This window comes from Asticcacaulis sp., from assembly GCF_027484505.1.
Taxonomy (GTDB): Bacteria; Pseudomonadota; Alphaproteobacteria; order Caulobacterales; family Caulobacteraceae; genus Asticcacaulis.
In genome coordinates, this window is sequence record NZ_JAIXSV010000080.1 from 1 (window position 1) to 25,363 (window position 25,363).

The 25,363-nt window shown below is 62.9% G+C and carries 20 protein-coding genes; 8 read left to right on the forward strand and 12 right to left on the reverse strand.

Annotated elements, in window-relative coordinates; all coding sequences use genetic code 11:
• The coding region (locus tag Q0072_RS04590; protein WP_298326371.1) for a TonB-dependent receptor at positions 1-2,589 on the forward strand (2,589 nt) is incomplete at its 5' end.
• Positions 2,590-2,714: 125 nt separating this feature from the next.
• Here the strand turns inward: Q0072_RS04590 and Q0072_RS04595 are convergent.
• Positions 2,715-3,323, reverse strand: a complete 609-nt coding sequence (locus Q0072_RS04595; protein WP_298326373.1) for a LacI family DNA-binding transcriptional regulator — start codon at positions 3,321-3,323, stop codon at positions 2,715-2,717.
• Between the two features lie 40 nt (positions 3,324-3,363).
• The gene (kduD, locus tag Q0072_RS04600; RefSeq protein ID WP_298326375.1) at positions 3,364-4,125 is read right to left on the reverse strand and encodes a 2-dehydro-3-deoxy-D-gluconate 5-dehydrogenase KduD; all 762 of its coding nucleotides are present in this window, start codon (positions 4,123-4,125) and stop codon (positions 3,364-3,366) included.
• A gap of 153 nt (positions 4,126-4,278) precedes the next feature.
• Between kduD and lldD the strand changes: the two genes are divergently transcribed.
• The 3 genes from lldD (at position 4,279) to Q0072_RS04615 (ending at position 6,150) form a co-directional block, all read left to right on the forward strand.
• On the forward strand, positions 4,279-5,415 hold the full coding sequence (gene lldD, locus Q0072_RS04605; RefSeq protein WP_298326378.1) for an FMN-dependent L-lactate dehydrogenase LldD: 1,137 nt from the start codon (positions 4,279-4,281) through the stop codon (positions 5,413-5,415).
• A gap of 196 nt (positions 5,416-5,611) precedes the next feature.
• Complete coding sequence (locus Q0072_RS04610; protein WP_298326382.1) at positions 5,612-5,860, forward strand: type II toxin-antitoxin system ParD family antitoxin; 249 nt, start codon at positions 5,612-5,614, stop codon at positions 5,858-5,860.
• Entirely contained in the window at positions 5,857-6,150 is a 294-nt protein-coding gene (locus Q0072_RS04615; protein WP_298326384.1) for a type II toxin-antitoxin system RelE/ParE family toxin, read from the forward strand. Before Q0072_RS04610 ends, Q0072_RS04615 begins: the two co-directional genes overlap by 4 nt.
• On the opposite strand, the gene pstB is transcribed toward Q0072_RS04615, so the two are convergent.
• The 6 genes from pstB to Q0072_RS04645 all read right to left on the reverse strand — a co-directional run bounded on the left by pstB (position 6,147) and on the right by Q0072_RS04645 (position 12,483).
• The gene (gene pstB / locus Q0072_RS04620) at positions 6,147-6,947 is read right to left on the reverse strand and encodes a phosphate ABC transporter ATP-binding protein PstB (RefSeq protein ID WP_298326386.1); all 801 of its coding nucleotides are present in this window, start codon (positions 6,945-6,947) and stop codon (positions 6,147-6,149) included. The genes Q0072_RS04615 and pstB overlap by 4 nt on opposite strands.
• 9 nt (positions 6,948-6,956) lie before the next feature.
• Positions 6,957-7,796 carry a phosphate ABC transporter permease PstA gene (pstA, locus tag Q0072_RS04625; protein ID WP_298326389.1) on the reverse strand — a complete coding sequence of 280 codons (840 nt, stop codon included), beginning with the start codon at positions 7,794-7,796 and terminating at the stop codon, positions 6,957-6,959.
• Positions 7,797-7,809: 13 nt separating this feature from the next.
• A complete protein-coding gene (gene pstC, locus Q0072_RS04630; RefSeq protein ID WP_272742402.1) occupies positions 7,810-8,739 on the reverse strand; it encodes a phosphate ABC transporter permease subunit PstC in 930 nt (309 codons plus the stop codon).
• A gap of 16 nt (positions 8,740-8,755) precedes the next feature.
• Complete coding sequence (gene pstS / locus Q0072_RS04635; RefSeq protein WP_298326394.1) at positions 8,756-9,874, reverse strand: phosphate ABC transporter substrate-binding protein PstS; 1,119 nt, start codon at positions 9,872-9,874, stop codon at positions 8,756-8,758.
• A gap of 190 nt (positions 9,875-10,064) precedes the next feature.
• Positions 10,065-11,693, reverse strand: coding sequence for a methyl-accepting chemotaxis protein (locus Q0072_RS04640; protein WP_298326397.1), 1,629 nt, complete (start codon positions 11,691-11,693; stop codon positions 10,065-10,067).
• A gap of 154 nt (positions 11,694-11,847) precedes the next feature.
• On the reverse strand, positions 11,848-12,483 hold the full coding sequence (locus Q0072_RS04645) for a TetR/AcrR family transcriptional regulator (protein ID WP_298326400.1): 636 nt from the start codon (positions 12,481-12,483) through the stop codon (positions 11,848-11,850).
• Positions 12,484-12,734: 251 nt separating this feature from the next.
• On the opposite strand from Q0072_RS04645, the gene Q0072_RS04650 reads away from it, so the two are divergent.
• The 4 genes from Q0072_RS04650 (at position 12,735) to Q0072_RS04665 (ending at position 19,433) form a co-directional block, all read left to right on the forward strand.
• Positions 12,735-13,931, forward strand: a complete 1,197-nt coding sequence (locus Q0072_RS04650; protein ID WP_298326403.1) for an efflux RND transporter periplasmic adaptor subunit — start codon at positions 12,735-12,737, stop codon at positions 13,929-13,931.
• A gap of 118 nt (positions 13,932-14,049) precedes the next feature.
• On the forward strand, positions 14,050-17,226 hold the full coding sequence (locus Q0072_RS04655) for an efflux RND transporter permease subunit (protein WP_298326405.1): 3,177 nt from the start codon (positions 14,050-14,052) through the stop codon (positions 17,224-17,226).
• Between the two features lie 99 nt (positions 17,227-17,325).
• Entirely contained in the window at positions 17,326-18,696 is a 1,371-nt protein-coding gene (locus Q0072_RS04660; RefSeq protein ID WP_298326408.1) for an efflux transporter outer membrane subunit, read from the forward strand.
• Positions 18,697-18,767: 71 nt separating this feature from the next.
• Entirely contained in the window at positions 18,768-19,433 is a 666-nt protein-coding gene (locus Q0072_RS04665; RefSeq protein ID WP_298326411.1) for a DUF6445 family protein, read from the forward strand.
• Between the two features lie 121 nt (positions 19,434-19,554).
• On the opposite strand, the gene Q0072_RS04670 is transcribed toward Q0072_RS04665, so the two are convergent.
• Genes Q0072_RS04670 through Q0072_RS04685 form a run of 4 tightly spaced genes read right to left on the reverse strand, consistent with a single transcriptional unit; the run spans position 19,555 to position 25,081 of the window.
• On the reverse strand, positions 19,555-20,544 hold the full coding sequence (locus Q0072_RS04670) for a cupin-like domain-containing protein (protein WP_298326413.1): 990 nt from the start codon (positions 20,542-20,544) through the stop codon (positions 19,555-19,557).
• Positions 20,541-22,067 carry a tryptophan halogenase family protein gene (locus Q0072_RS04675; RefSeq protein ID WP_298326416.1) on the reverse strand — a complete coding sequence of 509 codons (1,527 nt, stop codon included), beginning with the start codon at positions 22,065-22,067 and terminating at the stop codon, positions 20,541-20,543. Before Q0072_RS04675 ends, Q0072_RS04670 begins: the two co-directional genes overlap by 4 nt.
• Positions 22,068-22,077: 10 nt before the next feature.
• Positions 22,078-23,571, reverse strand: a complete 1,494-nt coding sequence (locus tag Q0072_RS04680) for a tryptophan 7-halogenase (RefSeq protein WP_298326418.1) — start codon at positions 23,569-23,571, stop codon at positions 22,078-22,080.
• Positions 23,564-25,081 carry a tryptophan halogenase family protein gene (locus tag Q0072_RS04685; RefSeq protein WP_298326421.1) on the reverse strand — a complete coding sequence of 506 codons (1,518 nt, stop codon included), beginning with the start codon at positions 25,079-25,081 and terminating at the stop codon, positions 23,564-23,566. The genes Q0072_RS04680 and Q0072_RS04685 overlap by 8 nt, the downstream gene beginning before the upstream one ends.
• Positions 25,082-25,363: the final 282 nt, after the last annotated feature.

Below are 25,363 nucleotides of genomic sequence, written 5' to 3' on the forward strand. Positions count from 1 at the left end.
GCAGCGGTGAACGCTGCCGTGGCGCAAGACCAGACTCAGACCGCTGCCGACCAGCCGGCGGAAGCCGCCACCGGCGATTCCAACGCCAGCCCGGCCAACGAAGTCACCGAAGTCGTCGTTCGCGGCAAAAACCTGCCCAAGACCATGCGTCGCACGGCCGAAGTCACCTCGATCCTGACCACCGAAGACCTCAAGCGCACCGGCGACGATAACGCCGCCACGGCCCTGACGCGCGTCGCGGGCCTGTCGCTGGTCGAAGGCAAATTCATTTATGTGCGTGGTCTGGGCGAGCGCTATTCCTCGGCCCTGCTCAACGGCGCGCCCCTGCCGTCGCCGGAGCCGCTGCAACGCGTTGTGCCGCTCGACCTGTTCCCGGCGTCGCTTCTGGGCCGCGTCTCGGTGCAAAAGACCTATTCGGCGGAATATCCGGGTGAATTCGGCGGCGGTGTCGTCGATCTTCAGACCGTGGCCCTGCCGCGCGACAACTTCCTGAACCTCGGCATCGGCACCGGTTACAACAGCGAAACGACCGGCAAGAAGACCGTCACCTATTTCGGTTCGGCCACCGACTGGCTGGGTTATGATGACGGTGCCCGCAGCCTGCCCGATCCGCTGCGCGATGCGCTGGCCAAGGGCAAGCTGGTCAATCCGAACAACTACCCGGCGACGGGCACGGGCGCGACCAACGAACTGCAAAAGATCGGTCATTCCTTCACCAATGCCGACCTCAACCTGCTGCAAATCGGTCGTCCGACCCCGAACTTCAGTGTGAACGGCAGCGCCGGTCAGACCTATGACGTTCTGGGTGGCAAGTTCGGCGTCGTCGCCGTGGCCGACTTCTCCAACAGCTGGTCGGTCAAGAACGGCATCCACTACGAGGACGACTATACGAACTCGGCCAACAATGTTTCGCTGAACAGCCTGCTGTCGCTCGGCTATACGCGCGGTGCCCACACCCTGAAGTGGACCGGCATGTATATCCGCAAGGCGACGAAGTTCGCTTCGACGCGTGACGGCTTCAATTCCAACGGCTTCTTCTACCGCAAGGACCGCACCGGCTGGTATCAGCGCGAGCTGGGCCTCAGCCAGCTGACCGGCACACACGCCCTGACGCCGAAGCTGGTGCTCGACTGGACGGCCTCCTACGCCGTGACGGTGCGCGATACGCCGTATGACAAGTTCATCAACTATCAGCTTGATGAGTCGAATGCGGCGACCAAGGGTCTCTATTTCACCGACCTGCGTAACGGCGGTGGCAACGAAACGGCCTTCTCGAACCTGAAGGATGTGGCCAAGTATCTGGGTGCCAACCTGACCTGGGACTACAGCCTCGGTGAAGGGCGCGATGGCAAGCTGATGGCGGGCGTCTCGGTGCTCGACAACCAGCGCGACTATCAGCGCCGCGCCTTTGAGTTCAAGTCGGTGAACGACTCGCTGGCCAAATATACCCGCGTCGATTACCTCTTCTCCGACTACAATATCCGCCCGGACTTCCTGCAACTGTGGGAAACCGGTTCGGACTCGCCGCAAGCCTATAAGGGCGGCCTGTTCGTCTCGTCCTACTACGTGAAGACCGATCTGGAAGTCATTCCGCTGGTTCGCGTCGCCGCCGGTCTGCGCTACGAAATCGGCAAGGAGCGTAACGACCTGCGTTACCTCTATCAGACGAACACCAAGCCGGAGCGTGCCGCGACCCAGATCAAGGAGACCTACCTCCTGCCGTCGGGTACGGTGACCTGGAACTTCAAGGACGACATGCAGCTGCGCTTCGGCGCGTCCAAGACGATCGGCCGTCCGCAGTTCCGCGAACTGGCCGAGCCGACCTTCCGCGAAGCCGACAGCGACCGCTCCTACACGGGTAACCCGCTGCTGAAGGACACCGAGATCACCAACCTCGATGCCCGTTATGAGTGGTACTACGGCGCGGGCGAATACGTGACCGCCGGCCTGTTCCACAAGACGCTCGACAAGCCTGTCGAAACCATTTCGACCGGCACCCAGCTCCAGCAGACCTTCGTCAACGCCCCGGAAGCCAATATCCAGGGCTTCGAAGTGGACTATAAGGGCCTGTTCGAGAGCCCGATCAAGGGCGCCTTCTTCGAGAGCAAGCAGTGGCTGGTGCAGGCCAACTACACCTTCACCGACTCCAGCGTGAAGGTGAAGGCCGGCGACAAGATCGCCTTCAGCCGCACCACCTTCCAGCCGGTCGAAGCCAGCCTGTACATCAAGGACGGCTCCAAGCTGCAAGGTCAGTCCGACCACCTCGCCAACGTGCAGTTCGGCTGGGAAGACACCGAAGCCAAGTCGCAGGCCACCCTGCTGCTCACCTATGTCAGCGAGCGTATCTCGGTCCGCGGTTCGGGCATTGTCGGCGACCCCGACATCATGCAGGAGCCGGGCACGCAGGTCGATTTCGTGTGGCGCAAGGGCTTCGACGCCTTTGGCCGCGGCCTGAACTTCCAGCTTGAGGCCCGTAACCTGACGGGCACCGAGTACAAGGAATATCAGACCATCAACGACAAGCGCGTCTATGTCGATCGCTACGATCCGGGCACGTCCGTCTCGGTCAGCCTTTCGACGCAGTTCTAAAAAAGAGGCCGCCCGGTTCGCCGGACGGCCTTTTACCAAACAAGAATGCCCTCCGGAGCGATCCGGAGGGCATTCTCTTATCTTGAATGGTCACTGAACCCCCGACGCTATCGGGGGAACGGAGACTATTTCGCTGCCTTGGCTTTTTCGTCTTCGCTGAGGCGCTGGAACAGCAGATCGACCATCTCCTCGGCGTTTTCGTCTGTTGCGGTCGAGGCTTCGACGCCGCAATAGCTCTGGTCCGGCAGGCGGCCCCAGACGACCAGCGGCGCGTAGTAGCGGGCGAGGTCGCTTAAGGCTTCGTGCTGATCCTGTGCGGCGGTGTCGGGCAGCACCAGCATGCCGTCAAAGCGCTGCGAGCGCACGAGGTCTTTCAGCGCGCCCTGACGCTTGGCCGGGGTCTTGAGCACCAGCAATTCATAGCCGCGCTTGAAAACGGCCTGGGTGAGGGCGCCCATCATGCTGAGCAGGTGCGGGTCGCGCAGCTTGCGGTCGCCGTCGTCGGGCAGGACGAGGCCGATGGTGCGGGTGCGCTTCAGACGGAGATTACGGGCGGCCTGATTGACGACGTAGCCATGTTCCTCGGCAATCGCCGCGATCTTGTCACGCAGCGGCTTGGGGATCAGGGGGCTTCCGGCCAGGGCCCGCGAAACGGTGGACACCGAAACGCCGGCCATGCGGGCGATATCGGCCATCTTGAGCGGCGCGGTGGTCGAAAGAGTCTCTGTGGTCATTGTCTCCTCAAGGGGTTCGGACGGGGCCGGAGCAGACGCATTAGCGCGCCAGCCAGCCCCCATCGACGGGGATAATAACTCCGTTTACGTAATTTGACACGCGGGAGGCCAAAAAAACCGTCGCGCCGCCCAAATCTTCTGGCGTGCCCCAGCGCGCGGCGGGAATCCGGTCCAGAATTGCCTTGGCGCGTTCGGGGTCGTTTTGCAGCCCTTCGGTCAGTTCCGTGGCCATATAGCCCGGTGCGATCGCGTTGACATTGATGCCTTTCGCTGCCCATTCGTTGGCCAGAAGCCGCGTAATGCCCGCTACGCCCGACTTTGAGGCCGTATAGGAGGGGACGCGGATGCCGCCCTGAAACGACAGGAGGGAAGCCGTATTGATGATCTTGCCGTGGCCCTGCGCGATCATGTGGCGGCCGGCGGCCTGACACAGGAAAAACAAGGTCTTCAGGTTGAGGTTCATCACCGCGTCCCAGTCTTCTTCGGTGAATTCCGTGACGTCGCCGCGGCGGATCGACCCGGCATTGTTGACGAGGATGTCGAGCCCGCCCATGACGTTCAAAGTTTCGGCGACAATATCCTCTATGGGCGAAATGGAGGTAAGATCGGCGCGGATGAAGTGAAACCGGCGACCCAGGGCCGTCACCTTTTCGGCGGTGGTGTCCGCTCCCGACGAGCCCACGGCGCAGATATTCGCCCCGGCTTCGGCCAGAGCCAGCGCCATGCCCTGACCCAGACCGCGATTGGCCCCGGTGATCAGCACAGTTTTTCCGGAGAGGTCGAACATCGAGGCAGCGGACATGGCATTTCCTGAGTAAAAGGGCGGATGATTAATTTTGATCCATGATGATTGAATGGGATTGTCCACGCATTGTCATCAGGCTTGGCCCCATGCTAGAGCAACAGACATTGCTTTTCCATCCTTTGCGTTCCGCCTGCTGTTGCTGAGTCTGCCATGATCATCTCCGCCTCGACCGATTACCGCGAAGCCGCCCGGCGTCGGCTGCCGCCCTTCCTGTTTCACTATATCGACGGCGGGGCCTATGCCGAGCGCACGCTGGCGCGCAATGTGTCGGACCTGGGTGACGTGGCCCTGCGCCAGCGGGTGCTGAAGGACGTGTCGTCGCTCAGTCTGGAGACCGAGCTGCTGGGCGAAAAGCTGTCCATGCCTATCGCTCTGGCCCCCGTCGGCCTGACCGGCATGTATGCCCGTCGCGGTGAGGTGCAGGCGGCGCGCGCAGCGCAAAAGGCCGGCATCAACCTGACGCTTTCGACCGTCAGCGTCTGCCCCATCGAGGAGGTGCAGGGCAGGTGCGACAAGCCGATCTGGTTTCAGCTTTATGTGCTGAAAGATCGCGGCTTCATGAAGAACGCGCTGGAACGCGCCTGGGCGGCCGGTATCCGCACGCTGGTCTTTACCGTCGATATGCCGGTGCCGGGGGCGCGCTACCGCGACGCTCATTCGGGCATGAGCGGGCCAAACGCCGAAATTCGCCGCCTGTGGCAGGCGGTGACGCACCCGCACTGGGCCTTTGATGTCGGCCTGATGGGGACGCCGCACGACCTCGGCAATGTGTCGAAATATCTCGGTAAGGCCACGGGTCTGGCCGACTATATCGGCTGGCTGGGGGCCAATTTCGACCCGTCGATCTCGTGGAAGGATCTGGAGTGGATCAGAGACTTCTGGAAGGGGCCCATGGTCATCAAGGGCATACTCGACCCGGAAGATGCCAAGGACGCGGTCAGCTTCGGCGCTGATGGCATTGTGGTGTCCAACCACGGCGGGCGGCAGCTCGATGGCGTGCTGTCGTCGGCAAGGGCCTTGCCGGCCATTGCCGAGGCCGTCAAGGGCGATCTGACCATACTGGCCGACTCCGGTATCCGCACGGGCCTCGATGTGGTGCGCATGATCGCGCTGGGGGCCGACGGGGTGCTGCTGGGGCGGGCCTTTGTCTATGCGCTGGCCGCCGGGGGGGAGGCGGGGGTGACCAACCTGCTCAGCCTGTTTGAGAAGGAAATGCGCGTTGCCATGGCGCTCACCGGCGTCAAGTCGATCCGTGAAATCGGCCCGCAGTGTCTGGTGCCCGCCTAGATCATTATGTTTTCTGGTAGAAACATAATGATCTAGATTTTTGTTTGGCCCCTCGCCGGGTACGGGCTGCGCCACCTTGGCCGCCGCCTCAATGGCGGCTTGAGCGGAATGATTCCAGTAGAAATCATTCCGCTCTAAAACTGTCAAAGATTGACAATTTTGGGGGTGGGCGTATCCTTTATTCAGGAGATACGCCATGACCCTGAATGTAAACCTGACGCCGCGTCTCGAAGATATGGTGCGTGAGAAGGTCGCAGGCGGCCTGTATAATAATGCCAGCGAAGTGATCCGCGATGCGCTGCGCCTGATGGAGGCCAATGACCGGCTTCAGGCGGCGAAGCTGGAGGCGTTGCGCGAGGCCATCCGTGAAGGCATCGACAGCGGTTCAGCGGGGGAGCTGGATATTGAAGCCATCAAGGCAAAGGGTCGTACCAGAGCGGGATGAACCGGATTCTTAAGACAGCACGGGCGGAAGACGATCTCGAGGCCCTGTGGCTCTATATTGCCAAAGATCGTCCTGACGCCGCGGATAAGATGCTTGATCGCATCGCTGAAACGCTGAGAAAGTTGTCTTTGCATCCCGACATGGGGCGGCCCCGACCGGAACTCTACGCCGAGCTGCGCAGCTTTCCGATCCGGCCCTATGTGCTGTATTATCGTCCTGTAGAACAGGGGATTGAGCTGGTACGGGTACTGAACGCCGCCCGCGACCTGCCCGCCGCCTTTGAAGCTTAACCGAACCGGCCGCCGATATAGTCGGAGGTGCGCTCGACCTTTGGCTTGACGAACAGCTCTTCGGTCGGGCCGTATTCGACCATCTTGCCCAGATACATGAAGCCCGTATAGTCCGACAGGCGCGCCGCCTGTTGCAGGTTGTGGGTCACGATGATGATGGTCAGGTCGCGCTTCAGCTCTTCGAGCGTGTCTTCCAGCTTGGCCGTCGAGATGGGGTCAAGCGCCGAGGCCGGTTCGTCGAGCAGCAGGATTTCCGGCTCGACCGCGATGCCGCGGGCGACGCACAGACGCTGCTGCTGACCGCCCGAAAGCGACAGGCCGGACTTTTGCAGCTTGTCCTTCACCTCGTCCCACAGGGCGGCGCGGCGCAGGGCCTTCTCGACCACCTCATCCATCTGCGACTTCGACTTCTTGTGGTACAGCTTCACGCCAAAGGCCACATTGTCGTAAATCGACATGGGGAAGGGGGTCGGCTTCTGGAACACCATGCCGACGCGGGCGCGAAGCGCCGTCACATCGACCTTGGGGCCCAGAATATTCTCACCATCGACCAGAATTTCGCCTTCGGCGCGCTGACCCGGATAGAGGTCATAGATGCGGTTCATGGTGCGCAGCAGGGTGGACTTGCCGCAACCCGACGGACCGATCAGGGCGGTGATACCGTTGCGCTTGACCGGCATGGAGACGCCGAACAGCGACTGATTGCTGCCGTAATAGAAGTTGAGGTTCCGCGTTTCCAGCACAAGCTGATCGGCCGGGGGCGGGGTGATGACGCTTTGGAAATCGGTGTCGGACATGGCGGAGCCTTACTTGTGATCTTTGTCGCGGGCGAGCCAGCGCCCCAGAATGTTGACGCCCAGAACGGCCAGCGTAATCAGCAGCGCCCCGGCCCAGGCGAGGGTGTTCCACGTCTCGTAGGGGCTCATGGCGAAGGGATAGATGGCGCCCGGCAGGCTGGCGAAGGGCTTCGACATATCGAAGCTCAGGAACTGGTTGTTGAGAGCGGTAAACAGCAGCGGCGCGGTTTCACCTGAGATACGGGCAAAGCCCAGCAGACCGCCGGTCAGCATGCCGGCCCCGGCCGCCTTCCAGATGATGCTGCGCACCGTGACCCACTGCGAGGCCCCCAGCGCCATGCCGGCTTCGCGCAGGGCATTGGGCTGAAGGTTCAGGATGTCTTCGGTGGTGCGCGTCACGATGGGGGTGGCGAGGATGCCGAGCGCAATCGCCCCGGCCCAGCCGGAGAAGCCGCCCATGGGTACCACGACCCACCAGTAGACAAACAGGCCGATCAGGATGGACGGGGCCGACAGCAGCACGTCATTGAGGAACCGCACGACGTGGCCATAGGGGGTATCGCCGCCGATTTCGGCCAGCCACGTCCCGGCCAGCACGCCGATGACCACGGCGATCATCATGGCGACGCCGCACATCAGGATCGAGCCGATGATGGCGTTGCGCAGGCCGCCCGGCGAGTCGGGGGCCGGGGTGTCGGCGGTGAAAAGCATCAGGTCCACCCCGCCGACGCCCTTGGTCAGCAGCGAGAACATGATCAGGGCCAGCGCACCGAGCGCGACCAGCGCGGCCCCGGTACAGATGACGACGAAGGCCTGATTGGCGAATTTGCGGCGAAGGGCGCGATCCATGCTCTTTCCTCCCTTAGTAACGCTGCGAGGACAGGAGCGCCCTGGCGATGGCCAGAACGGTGAAGGTAATCAGGAACAGCACCAGACCCAGCGCGATCAGCGAGGCAAGGTGGACGCCCGAGGCTTCGTTGAACTCATTGGCGATGGTCGAGGCGAGCGTCGAGCCCGACGCGAACAGCGAGTCCGGGAAGCGGTGTGAATTGCCGATGATGAAGGTGACGGCCATGGTCTCACCCAGAGCGCGGCCGAAGCCCAGCATGACCACGCCGATCATGCCCTTCTTGACGTAGGGGATCAGGACCGAGCCCACCACTTCGTAGGAGGTGCAGCCGAGGCCGAAGGCGGCTTCGCGCACCTGCGGCGGGATCGAGCGGAACAGCTCACGGAAGACCGCCGACATATAGGGCAGGATCATGATGGCCAGCACGATGGAGGCCGTGAAGATATTGGCGCCGTTGGGCACACCGGCCAGCAGCTTGCCCCAGAAGCTTTCCGGGTCGAGGCTGGTCAGGATGGGCAACTGCACCGTGCGTGCAAACCACGGCGCGAAGACGAACAGGCCCCACATGCCATAGACGATGGAGGGGATACCGGCCAGAAGCTCAATGGCGGTCGAAACCGGCTGGGCGATGGCCTTGGGGCAATACTGGGTCAGGAAGACCGAGACGCAGACGGCGATGGGCAGGGCAATGGCCAGAGACAGCACCGCGGTGATCAGCGTGCCGACGATGGGACCGGCGGCCCCATAAACCTCGGTGACCGGGTTCCAGGTGCTGGAGGTCAGGAAGCCGAAGCCGAACTTGGAGATGGCGGGCCAGCCGCCGATCATCAGGGCGACGATCAGGCCGCCCAGAGTCAGGAGCAGGGTCGTCGCCGCCGCGAAGGCGAGGCCGCGGAAGATCGGGTCAACGGGATCAGGGTGGCGGGCGCTCTGAAGAGACATCGGGGTTTCCATAAGCTTACTGAGCGGAGGCGGCAGAGGCCGCCACGGCGGGCGCGGGGGTGGCCGGGGCATAGACCGGCTTACCGTCCGGACCGGTGATCTGCGACCACTGGGCGCGCATCATCTGCTTCACCTCAGGGGGCAGGGGGACGTAGTGCATCCTGGTCGCCAGCGCGTCGCCATTGGTATAGGCCCAGTCGAAGAAGGTGAGGGCGGCGCGGCCGCTGGCCGGCTTGTCCTGCTTCTTGTGCATGACGATGAAGACGGTGCCGGTGATCGGCCACGCCTGAGCCCCCGGCTGATCGAGCAGCAGAAGCTGGTTGCCCGGCGCGTTGGCCCAGTCGGCGCCAGCCGCTGCTGCGGCAAAGGCTTCGATGGACGGGGCGATCATGTGGCCGTCGTGGTTGCGCATATTGGCGACAGCGGTGCCGGTGCGCGCGGCGACGGCGAATTCGACATAGCCGATGGAGCCAAGAGTCTGCTTGACGAAGGCGGAGACGCCCTCATTGCCCTTACCCCCAAGGCCTGCGGGCCATTCCAGCGCGTCGGCGGCCCCGACCTCTGCCTTCCACGTCGGGCTGACCTTGGCCAGATAGTTGGAGAAGAGGAAGGTGGTGCCCGACCCGTCGGCACGGTGAATGACCGTGATGGGCAGGTGCGGCAGTTTCAGGCCCGGATTGAGGGCGCGGATGGCCGGGTCGTCCCAGCGCTTGACCTTGCCCATATAGATATCGGCCAGCAGCGGGCCGGTCAGGTTCATCTGACCGCTCTTGACGTCGGGCAGGTTGACGATGGGTACGATGCCGCCCATCACGATGGGGAATTGCAGCAGGCCGGTTTCGTCGAGGTCGGCGGGCTTTACCGGCTTGTCCGTGGCACCGAAATCGACCGTCTTGACCTTGATCTGACGCACGCCGCCGCCGGAGCCAATCGACTGATAATTCAGGCGGACGCCGGTGGTGTCCTTATAGGTTTCGGCCCACTTGGCCCCCAGCGGCGCGAAAAAGGTCGAACCTGCGCCAGTGATGTCGCCCGCCGCCGGCGCGTCCTTGCCCTCAGCCGTCGTGGCACCCTTATCCGAGCACGCGGTCAGCATCAGCAGCGCGCCAAGCGCCAGGGCGAAGGGTTTGAACATCTACTCGTCTCCGATGATCCGACGAACACGTTTCCGGGGGGAAACTCGTATCCGAATCCAACCACCGGTAAAGCACCGCTGCGTTAAACAAATATGACGCAAGGGTAAACGGCAGGCGGTGCTGTGAAGCTGACGCGGCATTACAACAGTTTTGTGACACTTGTGTGAAGGTCGCCGACCGTGGATTGCCTTAAGCGGCGCGCACCGCGCGCAGGAAGCTGTCCACGGCGCCGTTGAGGCGTGCGGTTTCTTCGGCCAGATGCGCCGATTCTTCGCTGACGCAGGCGGCGGTCTGATCGGTTTCGTCGGCCGAACGGTGCACCTGTTGCAGGGTGCGACCCACTGCCTGCGCGTCGGCGGCGGTCTGTTCGATGGTTTCGCCGATGCGGGCGGTGAGGCCCGTCTGCGCCTCGACGGCCTGAGCGACGTCCTGAGCCGTGCGGCCCATGTCTTCGATGATGCTGCGGATGGCCCCGACGCTGTCCACGGTCTCACGCGTCGCCGACTGGATGTCCTGAATCTGGGTGGTGATGCGGCGGGTGGCTTCGGCGACGCGGCCGGAGAGGATCTTGACCTCTGAGGCGACGACCGCAAAGCCCTTGCCGGCGTCTCCGGCGCGCGCCGATTCGATGGTGGCGTTGAGCGCCAGCAGATTGATCTGGGACGCCACGTCGTCGATCAGGCTGATAATATCGGTGATCTGTGCCGACCGGGCCGACAGCGAGTCGAGCTTGGCCGCCGCGTCGGCGGAGCGGTGCGCCGCTTCGTGGGCGATGGCGTCGGAGCGGGCGCTGCGTTCGGCGATATCGCGGATGGCGAGGCTGAGGGCCTGCGCGGCTTCGGAGACGTGCCGGGCGCGCTCCTGCGTATTGCGCGTCGCCGTGGCGGCGGTTTCGACGCCTTCGCGGGTACGGATGGCGATTTCCGAGACATCGGCGGCGCGTTCGTGCAGACCGCCGACCGACTGCTTCACCCGGTCGAGAATGCGGCAGGCGGTCTGTTCAAAGGCCGCGGCAGCGTCTGACATGGCGGCACGGCGGCTAGCTTCGGCCTGAAGCGCCTCATGTTCGGCGCGCAGCCGGTCGTGCTCCATGGCCTGCAATTGCTGCGAGCGGGCGGCGTTTTCCTGACGCACACGCTCAGCGGCGTGGCGGTGACGCCCGACGATCAGCCCGGCAGCAATGGCTGCCAGGGCGGCGACGCCCAGACCGGTCAGCAGCGCATTGCGGATGCCCTCCAGCCGTTTCAGATAGGCGTCCACGCGGATATCGACGCCGACCAGGCCGACAAAGCGGCCCTTGTCCACCAGCGGCGCATAGCCCGACAGGAAGGTGCCCCATTTGTCTGTATAGGTGTCGGCCTCGACCTGCGGGGCCTGGGTTTCAAAAGCCTTTTCCAGCACAGGCGTGCTGTTCTCATAGGTTTCCATCACGCCCGTCGGCACGACGGCTTCGCCCGGCTTGGGGATGGAGGCGTCCATGATGAAGTGGGTCTTACCGTCCACCCGGACCATGGTGTAGATGTAGGCGAGATCGGGATTGCCGCGCAACAGGGCGAAATAGGGGGCGCGCACGTGCTCATAATCGGCATTACCCTGATCTTCCGGGCGGGTGATGCGGGCGTGGGCGGTGATGTCGGTCAGCTGCGCCGCGCTGACGGCGACGCGCATCAGATTGGTGCGCACCTCGTTTTTCAGCGCAGACGAAGCGGTGAGATAGACCGCCAGACCGGTGACGGCAGCGGCGGCAAACAGAGCGCCCCCGGCGATCAGCCCGTCGCGCCAGCCCACGCCTAACCGGATGCCCAAACGCTCAAGCATAGTCGCCCCCACCTCTTGCCGGCACCTGTCTGAGCCGACTCGTTTTCTGAACTGAACGTCCAGTAACGCTTCGTTTTTTAATGGAGGGTTAACCGTGGGGGCGGCGGCGGATAAAAGCTGTTTATGGTGCTATCTTGCCGTGCCTGCAGCCGGCCTATTTCAGGATGAACAGCACCTTCATCACCTCGCGTAAATCGTTGGCGAGGGCCTCACGGTCGATGTCCGGATGGGTGATGGCGCGGATCATCATGCCGTCGAACAACATGCTGATGATTTCACCGCGCGCGTCCAGACGCCGGCGGTCACACCCCGGATTGAGGCGATCACAGAGGCTGCGGCCCAGTTCGCGTTCCTGCACATCGGCGGCCTGCACAATGGCGGCGACGCGCGGATTGCGTGCGGCTTCGGCTAGCACTTCGAGCGCCAGCGCGCTTTTGTCCGGGCCGTATTTGTGGTCCAGTGCGAAGTCGATGGTGTTGAGAAGGGTATCCAGCAACTGATCGTCCGGCGTGTCGTCCCATTCGGCGAACTTGGCGCGCATTTCGGCCAGATCGCTGGCGACGATGGCTTCAATAATGGCTTCTTTATTCGCAAAGTAGCGATAGATAACGCCGACACTCATCTTCGCTTCGGCGGCGATGTCGGCCATGGAGGCGCCATGAAAACCGGAGCGTCTGACGCAGCGCAATGTGGCGTCCAGAATCTGCTGGCGTCGCTCCTCGCGGCTTTGACGCGCACGGGGCAGAATAGGGGTAGTATTATGAGGGGACTTCAAAGCTGTACTGGTCATCCGCGGTGGCAAACCCTTCGTGGATAAGGGGTTAACATTTTTTAATATTATCTCTGCGCTTGACATACACCAAAAAGCCGCGTAATGCCAGAAAAAATGAGAATGATCGTTCACTCTCATTTCGTGCTGACACTTTCTTGCACATTCGTGCGACAGGTGTAGGGCGTGTTTTGCGTTGCACACTTTGATCTGCGCCGACGTATAAGGCGGCATTTACAAGTGACTGACATTTCGTTCCGGAGAGAACCCGCATGAGATCGCAATTTCCCTTTATGAAATCCGCAGCGGTGGTGCTGGCGCTTGGCCTCACCCTCACGGCCTGCGGCAAGAAGGAAGGCGGCCCCGGGGCGGGCGGCATGGGCATGGGCGGGCCGACCGAAGTGGGTATCGTCGTCGTGGCCTCTGAGCCGGTCAATCTGACGACCGAGTTGTCAGGCCGCACCTCGGCCTATCTGCTGTCGGAAGTGCGCCCGCAGGTCAGCGGCATCGTCAAGGCCCGCCTGTTCACCGAAGGCAGCTACGTCAAGGCGGGTCAGCCGCTGTATCAGATCGACGCCGCGCCGTTTCAGGCGTCCTACGCTCAGGCGCAGGCCACTGTCGCTCAGGCCGAAGCCAATCTGACGGCGGCACGCCTCAAGGCCGAACGCTATGCCGAGCTGGTCAAGATCAATGCCGTGTCCAGGCAGGACAATGACGACGCACAGGCGCAGTACGCTCAGGCCAGGGCGACCGTCGCTGCCGGTCAGGCCGCGCTGCAAACCGCTGGCATCAATGTCGGCTACACCAGGGTCATGGCACCGATTTCGGGCCGTATCGGCAAGTCGAACGTCACGCCAGGCGCTCTGGTCACGGCGGCGCAGGCCACCGAGCTGACGCGCATCCAGAATATCGACAATATCTATCTCGACATCAATCAGTCGGTGACCGAGCTGATGGCGCTGAAGCGCGCCGTGGCGGCGGGTCAGATCGGTGAGGCCGCCACGGCGGATGTCGAGCTGGTCCTCGAAGACGGCACGGTCTATCCGATCAAGGGCAAGCTGCAATTCTCCGACGTCAGCGTCGATGAATCGACCGGTACGGTGACGCTGCGCGCCCTGTTCCCCAACCCCAACGGCGTCCTGCTGCCGGGCATGTATGCCAAGGCGCGCATCGTGTCGGGCGTGGTCGGCAACGGCATTCTGGTGCCGCAGCCGGCGGTGACGCGCGATCCGAAGGGCAATGCCACGGTCATGGTGGTGTCGAAGGACAGCAAGGCTGAGATGCGCCCGATCAAGGTGGCGCAGACGGTCGGTGACAAGTGGCTGGTGACCGAAGGTCTGCAAGCCGGTGACAAGGTCATCGTCGAAGGTCTTCAGAAAATTCGCCCCGAAGCCCCGGTCAAACCCGTCAGCGTCGGTGCGGCCAAGGAAGCCCCTGCGGCTGCGGCGCCTGCGCAAAAAGCCAAGTAAATCAAGCGTTTTAATTCATGGCTGATGACGCGACGCCCGAAGTGTGTCCGTCGTCAGCCCCAGACCTCTATCTGCCAGACCTCCATCTGACTGCATCCGTTCCTGCAAAGGCATCGTCATGATCTCGCGTTTCTTTATCCACAGACCGATCTTTGCCTGGGTGGTGGCCATCGTCATCATGATGGCGGGCCTTCTGTCCATCGCCAACCTGCCGATCGCCCAGTATCCGCAGATCGCCCTGCCGCAGGTGTCGGTCAGCGCCTTCTATCCGGGCGCTTCGGCCAAGACCGTCGAAGACTCGGTCACCCAGATCGTCGAGCAGCAGATGAAGGGCATTGACGGTCTTTTGTACATGAACTCGACCTCGGATTCGAGCGGGGCCGCCTCGATCACCCTGACCTTCAAGGCGGGAACCGATCCGGACATCGCGCAGGTTCAGGTGCAGAACAAGCTGCAATCGGCCACGCCGCTCCTGCCGCAGGAGGTGCAGCAGCAGGGCCTGACGGTGGCCAAGGCTACCTCCAGCTTCCTGATGGTGGTCGGTCTGTATGCGGAAGACCCCAGCGTTTCCGGCTATGACCTTGGCGACTACATGTCCTCGACTCTGGTCGATCAGCTCAGCCGCGTCGATGGCGTCGGCACCATCCAGAACTTCGGGGCCCAGTACGCCATGCGTATCTGGCTCGATCCGGCCAAGCTGACCAGCTACAGCCTGACGCCGACCGACGTGATGAACGCCATCCGCGCCCAGAACACGCAGGTCTCCGCCGGGCAACTGGGCGGTCTGCCGGCCGTCAAGGGCACCGTGCTCAACGCCACCATCACGGCGCAGTCGCGCCTCACCCGCATCGAGCAGTTCCGCAACATCATCCTCAAAAACACCTCCGGCGGGGCCGTGGTGAAGCTGGAGGATGTGGCGCGCGTCGAGCTGGGGGCCCAGCAATATACCGGGACGGTGAAGTTCAACGGCCGTGAGGCGACCGGTGTCGCCATCAGCCTGGCCACCGGGGCCAATGCGCTCAACACCGCCAATGCGGTGAAGGCCAAGATGGCCGAACTGGAAAAGAACTTCCCCAAGGGTTACCGCTATGTGGTGCCGTTCGACACGACGCCGTTTATCGAGCTGTCGATCCATGAGGTCGTGAAGACCCTGATCGAAGCCGTGGTGCTCGTCTTCGTCGTCATGTTCCTGTTCCTGCAAAACTGGCGCGCCACCATTATCCCGACCATCGCGGTGCCGGTGGTGTTGCTGGGGACGTTTGGGGTGCTGGCGGCCTTTGGCTATTCGATCAATACCCTGACCCTGTTCGGGCTTGTGCTGGCTATCGGTCTGCTGGTCGATGACGCTATCGTCGTGGTCGAAAACGTCGAGCGCGTCATGCACGAGGAAAAGCTGCCGCCCATGGCGGCCACTATCAAGTCGATGGAAGAAATCACCGGGGCGCTGATCGGCATTGCGCTGGTCCTGTCGGCGGTGTTCATCCCCATGGCCTTCTTCGGCGGGTCGCAGGGCGTCATCTATCGTCAGTTCTCGATCACCATCGTTTCGGCCATGGTCCTGTCGGTGGTCGTCGCCCTGATACTGACGCCGGCCCTGTGTGCCACGCTTCTGAAAGCCTCTGATGCCGAACATCAGGACAAGAAGGGCTTTTTCGGCTGGTTCAACCGCAACTTTGACCGCATGGCCAATGGCTACCGCAACACGGTGGGCAAGATTCTGGGGCAGGGCGGTCGCTACATGATTGTCTTCGCGGTGATCGTCGGCCTGATGGCCTTCCTGTTCACCCGTATCCCGACCTCCTTCCTGCCGGAAGAGGATCAGGGCATCATGTTCTCGCTGGTGCAATTGCCGCCGGGGGCCACGGATGAGCGTACCGGTCAGGTCATGGATCAGGTCGCCGCGCACTTTGCCAAGGACCCGGCCGTGGAATCGAACTTTACGGTCAGCGGCTTCTCTTTCGCCGGTGTGGGGCAAAATGCCGGTATGGCCTTCGTCCGCCTCAAACCCTTTGAGGAGCGCAAATCGCCGGACCTGAAAGCCCCCGCTGTCGCCGGGCGCGCCATGGGTGCCTTCAGCCAGTTCCGTGACGCCATGGCCTTTGCCATCGTGCCGCCCGCAGTGTCCGAACTCGGCAACTCGTCAGGTTTCGACCTTCAGCTGAAGGACGTCGGGGGTCTGGGCCACGAAGCCCTGCTCAATGCCCGTAATCAGGTGCTGGGTATGGCGGCGCAGAACCCGTCGCTGATGGCCGTGCGTCCCAACGGCATGGAAGACACGCCGGAACTGAAGCTCGACATCGATCAGGTCGCCGCCGGGTCGATGGGCGTGAGCCTCAGCGATGTCAATGCCACGCTTTCGACCGCTATGGGCGGGGCCTATGTCAACGACTTTATCGACCGCAACCGCGTCAAGAAGGTCTATGTGCAGGCCGATGCGCCCTTCCGCATGAAGCCGGAGGATCTGAACCAGTGGTATGTGCGTAATACTCAGGGTCAGATGGTGCCTTTGTCGGCCTTCACGACCGCACACTGGGCCTATGGCTCGCCGCGACTGGAACGCTATAACGGTGCGCCGTCGATGAATATTCAGGGTATGGCTGCGCCGGGCAAGTCGTCGGGTCAGGCCATGGCCGAGATGGAGAAGATCATCGCGCAACTGCCCCCCGGCATCAGCTATGAATGGACCGGCCTGTCGCTTCAGGAGAAGGCGTCAGGGGCCGAAGCGCCGATGCTCTACGCCCTGTCGATCTTCGTCGTCTTCATTCTGCTGGCCGCCCTGTATGAGAGCTGGTCGATCCCGGTGGCCATCGTCATGGTTATCCCGCTAGGTGTGCTGGGGGCGCTGATTGCCACCCTGCTGCGCGGCCTGTCGAACGACATCTATCTTCAGGTAGCGCTGCTGACCATCATCGGTCTGTCGGCCAAGAACGCCATCCTGATCGTCGAGTTTGCCAAGCACAACCACGAAAACGGCATGGGTCTTATTGAGGCAACGCTTCAGGCCGCCCGCGTCCGCCTGCGCCCGATCATCATGACCTCGATGGCCTTCACCTTCGGCATCCTGCCGCTGTTCTTCGCCAATGGCGCGGGGTCGGGTAGCCAGAACGCCATCGGTACGGGTCTGGTCGGCGGTATCCTGTCGGCCACCTTCCTGGCGGTGTTCTTTATCCCGCTTTTCTTTGTCATCATTGAAAAGATGTTCAAGGCGGACGAAAAGCACCTTAAGACTCTGGCGGCGGAGCGCGAAGCTCTGGCGGCGCTGGAACAGTCGCGTCACAACCGTGAGGACCACTAGAGCCTTGCCGATCTGATTTCATCAGATCGGCGCTCTGTATTTTTGATTTGACGCACTTTTAATCCGAAAAGTGCGTCACACTTTTCGGAAAGTGCTCTTATGAAAAGCTCGTTTAAACTCGGTCTGATGCTTCCGGCCACGGCTCTGGTCCTCAGCGCCTGTACGCTGGCTCCGAAATATGAGCGCGGTACCCTGCCGGTCGCCGATCAGTTCCCGACGCTCGCCACGGCGCAGGGAGAGTCGGCGGAAACCCTGCCGTGGCAGAAGGTCTTCCTTGATCCGCGCCTGCAAAGCGTCATCTACGAGGCGCTGGTCAATAACCGCGACCTGCGCATCGCCACGCTGAATGCCGAGCGCGTGCGCGCCCAGTACAGCGTGCAGCGCGCCAGCCTGTTCCCTGGCGTCAATGGCACGGTCAGCGGCCGCCGCGGGGATACCGGCACTGGTACGGACACCGAGTCCTATAGCGCCGACATTGGGGCCTCCTGGGAACTCGACCTGTTCGGGCGGGTGCGCTCTTTGAGCAATGCCGCGCTCAACACCTATTTCGCCTCGGCCGAAAACCAGAAGGCGGCCAAGCTGTCGCTGATCTCGTCCGTGGCGACCGCGTGGCTGACGCTGGGCGCCGATCAGGAGCAGTTGCGCCTGTCGCGTGAAACCCTGCGTCTGCGCGAAGAGAGCCTGTCGCTGACGCAAAAGCGCTTTGACCTTGGGGCCACCGATGCGCTGGGCCTGCGTCAGGAGCAGACCCTGACCGAACAGGCGCGCGCCGATGTGGCGCAACTGGAAGCGCTGGTGCAGCAGGACAAAAACGCCCTGCGTCTGCTGGTGGGCGTTGAGGTCGAAGCCGCCAATCTGCCGAATGCGCTGCCGGAAAACGCGGTGCTGAGCGACCTGCCGGTCGGCCTGCCGTCGGAGGTGCTGCTGAAGCGTCCGGATGTGGTGGCCGCGGAGTTCGACCTGAAGGCCGCCAATGCCAATATCGGGGCCGCGCGCGCCGCCTTCTTCCCGCGCATCTCGCTGACCGGCGCGGTGGGCAAGGCCTCTACCGACCTCAACAAACTGTTTGACGGCGCCGACACCTGGAGCTTTGCGCCGTCGATCTCGGTGCCGATCTTCGCCGGCGGGGCCAATATCGCCGGGCTGGAAAGCTCGAAAAAGGCGCGGGATATTGCGCTGGCGACCTACGAAAAGTCGATCCAGACGGCGTTCCGCGATGTGGCCGACGCGTTGGCCGTGCGCTCGACGATCGACACGCGCCTGACAGCCCAGACCCGCGTGGTCGAAGCCGCCAGCGAAACCGAAGCCCTGTCGCGCGCCCGCTTCGATCGCGGCGTGGATTCGCGCCTGACCCTGACCGACGCCCAGCGCACCCTCTATGGCGCGCAGCAGGGCCTGATCACCACGCGCCTGACGCGGGCGCTGAACCTGACGCGACTGTACGCGGCCACGGGCGGCGGCCTGCAATAGATTTGTTGCGACGCTTTGCGCTTTGACCGCCTGAGGGAACCGGAATATCGTTCTCTCAGGCGGTTTTTTGTATGATCTCTCTCAATCCCCATCTCACCCTGACGGTTCAGTCTCTGGGCCATGAGGCGCAGCCCCTGATCATCGTCGATGAGGTGCTGAGCGACCCGCAGGCCCTGATTGCCGAAGCCGATGCGGCGGCCTTTCGTAAGCCCGCGCCCGGATCGCGCTATCCCGGCCTCAATGCCCCCTTGCCACAGGCCTATAAGACGCTGGTGGCAACGGCGCTTCTTCCCCGTCTGTTGCCGCATTTTGGTGTGACGCCGCAGCCTTTGCCGCTGTTCGGCTTTTTCGGTGTGGCCACGCAGGCCCCAGACGATATGGACGTGCGGCAGGCCGCCCCGCATATCGACGCCTTCAGCCTCAACAGCTTTGCCAGTGTGCATTATCTGTTTGAGGGGGATCTGGGCGGCACGGCCTTTTTCCGCCATCGGGCCAGCGGGCACGAACTGATCACCCCCAGCCGCAGCTATGGCTTTGAGCGCGCCAAACGGCAGGAACTGGATGGTTTTGACGGCAGCGGCGAGGCGGCACGGGCGCAGTTTTTTGAGCCCATTGCCGCCATTGAACCGCGCTTCAACCGGCTGATCTTTTACCGGGCGGGACAAATTCACTACGGTCAGGTGCAGGCCGGCAGCCCGCGCCGCCTGACGGCCAATTTGTTCTTTGGTATCCGATAGCTACTATTAAGGTGGGATGATTTTAGGTGGAAACGGTTTAGCCCTTTAGCGCCTCCCCTGATTTCAGGGGAGGTGCTTGAATTACGATTCCATCAAAAGTCATACCGATCTAGTTTTGGACTCACTTAAAGGCCGCCGCGATTTCGGCTTTCAGCGCTTTCAGCCGTTCGGGGGTCAGTTCGCCATAGGCCCCACGCACCTGAGGCGGCAGATGCGCCATGGCCGCTTCGCTGTCGCCAAAGATAAACAGATCGAACATGTGACGCCAGACGGCCTTTTGTTCGTCCGGCAGGTCCCTCAGCGCCACCAGCGCCGCCTTGAAGGCCAGTCTCGGCAGGGGACGGGTAGCGTCCGCGTCGTTCCACCAGTAATTGATGAGGGCATTGAAGGGGGCCAGTGACTGCACCTGATGCCACCAGCCATAGGGGATGTAGAGGGCGTCGCCGGGTTCTAATTCCGCCACCTGCGCACTGTCCAGCGCCGCCCGCAGCCGGGGCCAGCGCGCGAAATCCGGGGTGCGGATGTTGGGCAGGCTGAGCGGCGCGCCGCCGGGGGTAAAATCGTCCGGGCCGGGGTAGAGATTGACCTGCTGATCCGGTGGGAACAGGGTGAAGCGGCGGCGTCCGGCTACGACGCAGGCGATATTGTGCATCAGGTCGTAATGGGTCTGCGTGGCCACATCGGTGCCCAGCCACAGGCGCGGCTGCACCTGCGGTGGCAGCAAGGGCATGATATGCGCCTCGGCAAAACGCGGCAGGTAGGTTTCCGTGGGCAGGGACTGCACGTAATAGCCGCTGCCGTCGGTCGGCGGGGACAGCAGCCTTGGCCAGATGTCTTCGAGCCATTGCGACGTGGTGCGAAAATTCACGCCGGTCAGGGTGGCGTCATAATGGCAAAGCCCGTTCGCTTCGGGGGGCAGGATGGACAGCGGCACCTTCAGCCCGGCATCCAGATCGGCCAGCAGCGCCGTGACGGCCTGATCCGACTGCCGGGCGGCGGCCACGATGGGCCAGTCCGCCACCAGTTGCTTCAGGACGACCGGTTGTGCCGCCGCTTGCACAGCCGTAAAGGCTTCTGCCGTCACGGCCTCTATCGTGCGGACGGGTGTCATCCGGCGCTGGCCAGGCGCATCTTCAGGTCGGCGGAGGGCGCGAAGCGGCGCACATAGTCTTCGTGGGCGGGCAGGCTGTCGGCGCGGCTTTCCAGCATCTTGCGCCAGCGGCTCATGTGCAGGCGCAGATCGGCGGCCTCGATCGTCTCCACAATCGGGTGACTGGTTTTCGGCAGCAGTCCTTGCCCCATCATGACGGCCAGCCAGCTCGTCTCCCGGAACAGTTCTGGTTCGCGCGCGATCAGAAGCGCCGTTTCGCGGAACATCTCCAGCCGCTCTTTCAGGCTGTCTGGCATCTCCATGGCCTGCACCCAGCGCCAGAAGGGCGTGTCGTCGCGTTCGCTGATCTTGTAGTGGGCGATCAGGAAGTCTTTGATATTGTTGTAATCGAACAGGACGTCGCGATTATATTGCGCCACGACCGAAGGCACGATCCCCGTCCGGGGGAAGAGGGCCAAAAGGCGGGTAATGCCCGATTGCACCAGATGGATGGCCGTCGATTCCAGCGGTTCGAGGAAGCCGGAGGCCAGACCCAGCGCCACTACGTTCTTGTCCCACACGCGCTTGCGGTGACCGGTGACGAATTTCAGCAGACGCGGATCGGCCAGAGGTGCGCCATCGAGGCAGCCGAGCAGACGCGTTTTGGCGTCTTCGACGCTAAGGAACTGATCGGAGAAGACATAGCCGTTACCGGTGCGGTGTTGCAGCGGAATACGCCACGTCCAGCCCGCTTCGCGCGCCGTGGCGCGGGTATAGGGGGTAATGTCGGCGCCGCGTTCGCAGGGCACGGCCACGGCGCTGTTCATCGGCAGCCAGCGCGACCAGTCTTCGTAACCGCAGTTCAGCGTCCCTTCGATCAGCAGGCCGCGGAAGCCGGAGCAGTCGATAAACAGATCGCCCTCAAGGCGACGCCCATCGGCGGTGACGACTGCCGTTACAAAGCCACTTTCGGGGTGCTGTTCGACGCTAACGATACGGCCTTCGTGGCGGGTCACGCCGCGCTCAGCGCTGTAATTGCGCAGGAATTTGGCATAGAGGACGGCGTCGAACTGAAACGCATAGTTCAGACCGGGCTTGTCGCCATCGGCCGGCAGATGTCCGAAGCGCCCCTTATAGGCGGCGACGGTTTCCAGATTGAACTGCGTGTAGTCATACTCACCGCCCCGGCGGCGCCAGTCGGCCAGCCAGTAATGATGGAAGGGGAAGCTTTCGATTTCCCGCCCGCTGTGGCCAAAGGGGTGGAAATAGCTGTGCCCTTTGGCGCGCCAATCGACGAACTCGATCCCCAGCTTGTAGGTGGCGTTGGTTTCGCGCACGAAGGTGGCTTCGTCGATCCCCAACAGGTCATTGTATTTGAGGATGGGCGGGATGGTGGCTTCGCCGACGCCGACAATGCCGATTTCCTCTGACTCGATCAGATGGATATCGAGCGATTCCCCCAGCGTCTTGGCCAGGGCCGCGGCGGCCATCCATCCGGCGCTGCCGCCGCCAACGATCACGATCTTCCTGATGGTCTGTTGCATCCGATAAACCCTATACAGTCGCTGCCCGTGATACGGCATCCGGGGTGGGCATGGCCTCGACCTGCTTGCGCACATAGCCGAGGACCGTCTGAAAGTGGCGGATCAGGTCGGGTTCCGCAAGCTGATCGGCACGCACGTCATGGGTGGCGGGAAACAGCCCGTGGCCAAGGCCCGCGGCGATCCACCACGCCTCGTCGAAGGTTTCGTCATCATACACCGGCAGGTGACCACAGGCGGCAAACACCTCGCGCTTATAGGCCAGTTCCGGCGGCAGGCTGACGCTGCGCAGATGGTCCCAGACCGGCTGATCGCGGCGTTTGTTGAGGCTGTAGAGCCAGATCTGCGCATCGCGCAGACGCTCATAGGCCTGACCCACGGTGCGGTTGTACACAGCACGTTCCAGCCCGGCCGTATCCAGCGGGAACAGGGCCGTCAGGTGTGACAGACCGAGCAGCAGGGAGGGCATCCGCGCGCTGCCCAAAGGATCGAGCACGGTGGCGGCTTCGCCCAGCCCGATGACATTGCCCGACCAGGCCGGGCGGCGGCCCGCTTCAAAAGGCGTCACCGTCGCCTGCGGATGCAGGCTCATCTTCACCACCATGGCCGCGGCTTCGAAAGCCTCATCGTCAGACAGCTCGTCGCGGGTGTACACCTGCTGCACGGCGGTATAGTCGCGCAGCGGGAACAGTCCGGCCCAGCCTGACCGGAAGGCGGTGATCTGCGCATAGGCCGGAAGCGGCGTCGCGGGGGCTGTATAGGTGGTCAGCAGGCGATTAAAGGGCAGCCATTGCCGCCATGAGGTAAAGCCTGTCTCCGGCATCTGGCTGAGCAGGCGTGCGTCGCTGCCGGTGGTGTCGATAAACAGATCGCCCTCAACCGTTTGCCCATCGGACAGGACCACAGCGGTCATCTGGGGGCCCGTCACGACCGGTGACACGTGCGCGGCGGGCAGATGCCGCACCCCCCGCTTCACCGCCACCTGCCGCAGCATTTCGGCATAGGGGGCGGCGGGCAGGTGAAAGCCGCGATCGGCGTCGGCAAAGCCGCTGAGGTCGGCGTCGGGGGTCAGCAGACGCCCCTGCTTGGCACAGGCGGCATTGATGGCGAAGTCCTCAAACGCCACGTTCATGCCTGAGGCGCGGGCCCGCAGCCACAGGTGGTGGAAGGGTACGTTTTGCAGGGCCACGCCCGTACTGGAATAGCCCACAAAGACCGGCGGCGCGGACTTCGCCCAGCCGACATATTGCTGACCCAGCGTAAAGGTCGCGCCCAGAGCCCGCATCAGCACCGCTTCCTCCAGCCCCAGACGGGCGTGGAAGCCGGCCTGACTGCCCAGCGTCGGCAGCACTTCGCCGGGGCGCAACAGGGACGGCAGCTCGACGGCGGTGAAGCTCAGATCGCTGCGGGCAAAGGTGCGTTGCAGCACCGCAGCGGTCAGCCACAGCGCCTCGTCGCGGCCGACGATGACGACCTTGCGCACCGGTCTGACGGGGGTATCAGTCATGGGAAATCCCGCTGTTCGGATCGTAGCAATGGGCGGCCACAAACTCGGCGTGTGAGGGCAGAACGGCCAGATTGCTGTCGATCTTGCGTTTGAGGTCTTTCAGATAGCCCGTCAGGGCCTCTTCGCTTAAGCTATCGGCCTGCCGGTCGTAGGCTTGCGGCATGACGTCCTGCCCCATGAAGACGGCGATCCAGCTGGCCGGGGAAAACAGGCCATCCTTGTACTGCTGAACGTGGCCGCGGTGGCGGAACAGCGCCATCTTTTCTTTCAGGCTGTCCGGCACGGGCATGGTGCGCACATAGTCCCACAGGGGGCCTTCGCGCGCCGAATTGGCGTGATAGTGCAGGATCAGGAAGTCGCGCACCCGCTCATACTCGATGTCGATCAGGCGGTTGAATTCCCGCGCTAGGGCCGGGTCAAAGCGCGTGTCCGGCATCAGGCGCATCAGGAAGGTCAGGGCGATCTGCGACAGGTAGATGCTGGTCGATTCCAGTGGCTCCAGAAAGCCGGAGGCCAGACCGAGGGCGATGACGTTTTTGTGCCATGACGCCGTGCGGCGGCCGGCCTGAAAGCGCAGCAGGCGCGGCTCGGCCTGAGCGGGGGCATCCAGCGCACCCAGCAGCACCTCACGCGCGCGCGCCTCCGTGGTGAAGCGGCTGGAAAACACATAGCCATTGCCGGTGCGGTGTTGAAGCGGGATGCGCCACGTCCAGCCGGCTTCGCGGGCGGTGGCGCGCGTATAGGGCGTCAGGTCGTCGGTACGTTCGCACGGCACGGCCAGCGCCCGGTCGCACGGCAGCCACGGCGTCCAGTCTTCCCAGCCCAGATTCAGGGTCTGACCGGCGATGACGGCGCGAAAGCCGGAGCAATCGATAAACAGGTCACCGCCGACGCTTTCACCACTGGCGAGCGTCAGTGTTTCAACAAAGCCGGTTTCAGCGTTCTGATCGACGCCGGTGACCTGCCCTTCGATGCGCTGCACGCCGCGCGCCTCGCACCATTGGCGCAGATAGCGGGCATAGAGGACGGCGTCGAAATGGTAGGCATAGGCATAGGCGGAACGGATCGACTTGGGGTCTTCGACCGGAAAATCGAAGCGGTTTTCGCGCGCCAGCCGGATGGGGAAGGCATAGTCCTCGATGGAGCCGGGGTCCATGAAGGTGCGTGCCTTTAGCCACAGCTGATGGAAGGGGATGCCACCGGCCGACTGACCGTGGACGCCGAAGGGGTGGTGATAGCTGCCCGACGTGCCCCAGCCGCAGAATTCAATCCCCAGCTTGAAGGTGGCGTTGGTCGCGCGCATGAACTCGGCCTCATCAAGGCCAAGCCAGGTGTTGAAATCGCGCACCTGCGGCAGGGTGGCTTCGCCCACGCCGACAATGCCGATCTCTTCGGACTCGATCAGGCGGATGGTGCAGGCATCGGGTGTGAAGGCGCGGCTCAGCACCGCCGCCGCCATCCAGCCGGACGTGCCGCCGCCCAGTATAGTGATGTTGCGAATGGGGGTCATCCCTGCTTCCCCTTTTTAGCTTCTGATGGGTGGGGTCTTTTTTTCAGAACGGCGATCTTAGAGGGTATTTTGAAAACTGTGAGGCCCTTTTTGGATAAAAAAGCGCGTCACTGTGTCTCATCCCCAGAAGAATTGGCCCAGAAAAAAACTGGCCCAGATAAAAACAGGACGCACCACGTGTGATGCGTCCCGCAAGGGTTTCCGTGAATGACGGAGGGAGAGGCGCGCAGGGGTCGGAACCGCTGCGCGGGAGACGGGTCGTCCGGGAAAGAACGCCTCCCG

Excerpts from the sequence above, each read along its gene's own strand:
- pstA (WP_298326389.1), bottom strand. The coding sequence starts at position 7,796 with ATGGATCGCGCCCTTCGCCGCAAATTCGCCAATCAGGCCTTCGTCGTC.
- Q0072_RS04650 (WP_298326403.1), top strand. The coding sequence starts at position 12,735 with ATGAGATCGCAATTTCCCTTTATGAAATCCGCAGCGGTGGTGCTGGCG.
- Q0072_RS04680 (WP_298326418.1), bottom strand. The coding sequence starts at position 23,571 with ATGACTGATACCCCCGTCAGACCGGTGCGCAAGGTCGTCATCGTCGGC.
- Q0072_RS04610 (WP_298326382.1), top strand. The coding sequence starts at position 5,612 with ATGACCCTGAATGTAAACCTGACGCCGCGTCTCGAAGATATGGTGCGT.
- Q0072_RS04660 (WP_298326408.1), top strand. The coding sequence starts at position 17,326 with ATGAAAAGCTCGTTTAAACTCGGTCTGATGCTTCCGGCCACGGCTCTG.
- Q0072_RS04670 (WP_298326413.1), bottom strand. The coding sequence starts at position 20,544 with ATGACACCCGTCCGCACGATAGAGGCCGTGACGGCAGAAGCCTTTACG.
- Q0072_RS04675 (WP_298326416.1), bottom strand. The coding sequence starts at position 22,067 with ATGCAACAGACCATCAGGAAGATCGTGATCGTTGGCGGCGGCAGCGCC.
- Q0072_RS04640 (WP_298326397.1), bottom strand. The coding sequence starts at position 11,693 with ATGCTTGAGCGTTTGGGCATCCGGTTAGGCGTGGGCTGGCGCGACGGG.
- Q0072_RS04645 (WP_298326400.1), bottom strand. The coding sequence starts at position 12,483 with ATGACCAGTACAGCTTTGAAGTCCCCTCATAATACTACCCCTATTCTG.
- pstS (WP_298326394.1), bottom strand. The coding sequence starts at position 9,874 with ATGTTCAAACCCTTCGCCCTGGCGCTTGGCGCGCTGCTGATGCTGACC.
- Q0072_RS04685 (WP_298326421.1), bottom strand. The coding sequence starts at position 25,081 with ATGACCCCCATTCGCAACATCACTATACTGGGCGGCGGCACGTCCGGC.
- Q0072_RS04665 (WP_298326411.1), top strand. The coding sequence starts at position 18,768 with ATGATCTCTCTCAATCCCCATCTCACCCTGACGGTTCAGTCTCTGGGC.
- pstB (WP_298326386.1), bottom strand. The coding sequence starts at position 6,947 with ATGTCCGACACCGATTTCCAAAGCGTCATCACCCCGCCCCCGGCCGAT.
- Q0072_RS04595 (WP_298326373.1), bottom strand. The coding sequence starts at position 3,323 with ATGACCACAGAGACTCTTTCGACCACCGCGCCGCTCAAGATGGCCGAT.
- kduD (WP_298326375.1), bottom strand. The coding sequence starts at position 4,125 with ATGTCCGCTGCCTCGATGTTCGACCTCTCCGGAAAAACTGTGCTGATC.
- Q0072_RS04655 (WP_298326405.1), top strand. The coding sequence starts at position 14,050 with ATGATCTCGCGTTTCTTTATCCACAGACCGATCTTTGCCTGGGTGGTG.
- lldD (WP_298326378.1), top strand. The coding sequence starts at position 4,279 with ATGATCATCTCCGCCTCGACCGATTACCGCGAAGCCGCCCGGCGTCGG.
- Q0072_RS04615 (WP_298326384.1), top strand. The coding sequence starts at position 5,857 with ATGAACCGGATTCTTAAGACAGCACGGGCGGAAGACGATCTCGAGGCC.
- pstC (WP_272742402.1), bottom strand. The coding sequence starts at position 8,739 with ATGTCTCTTCAGAGCGCCCGCCACCCTGATCCCGTTGACCCGATCTTC.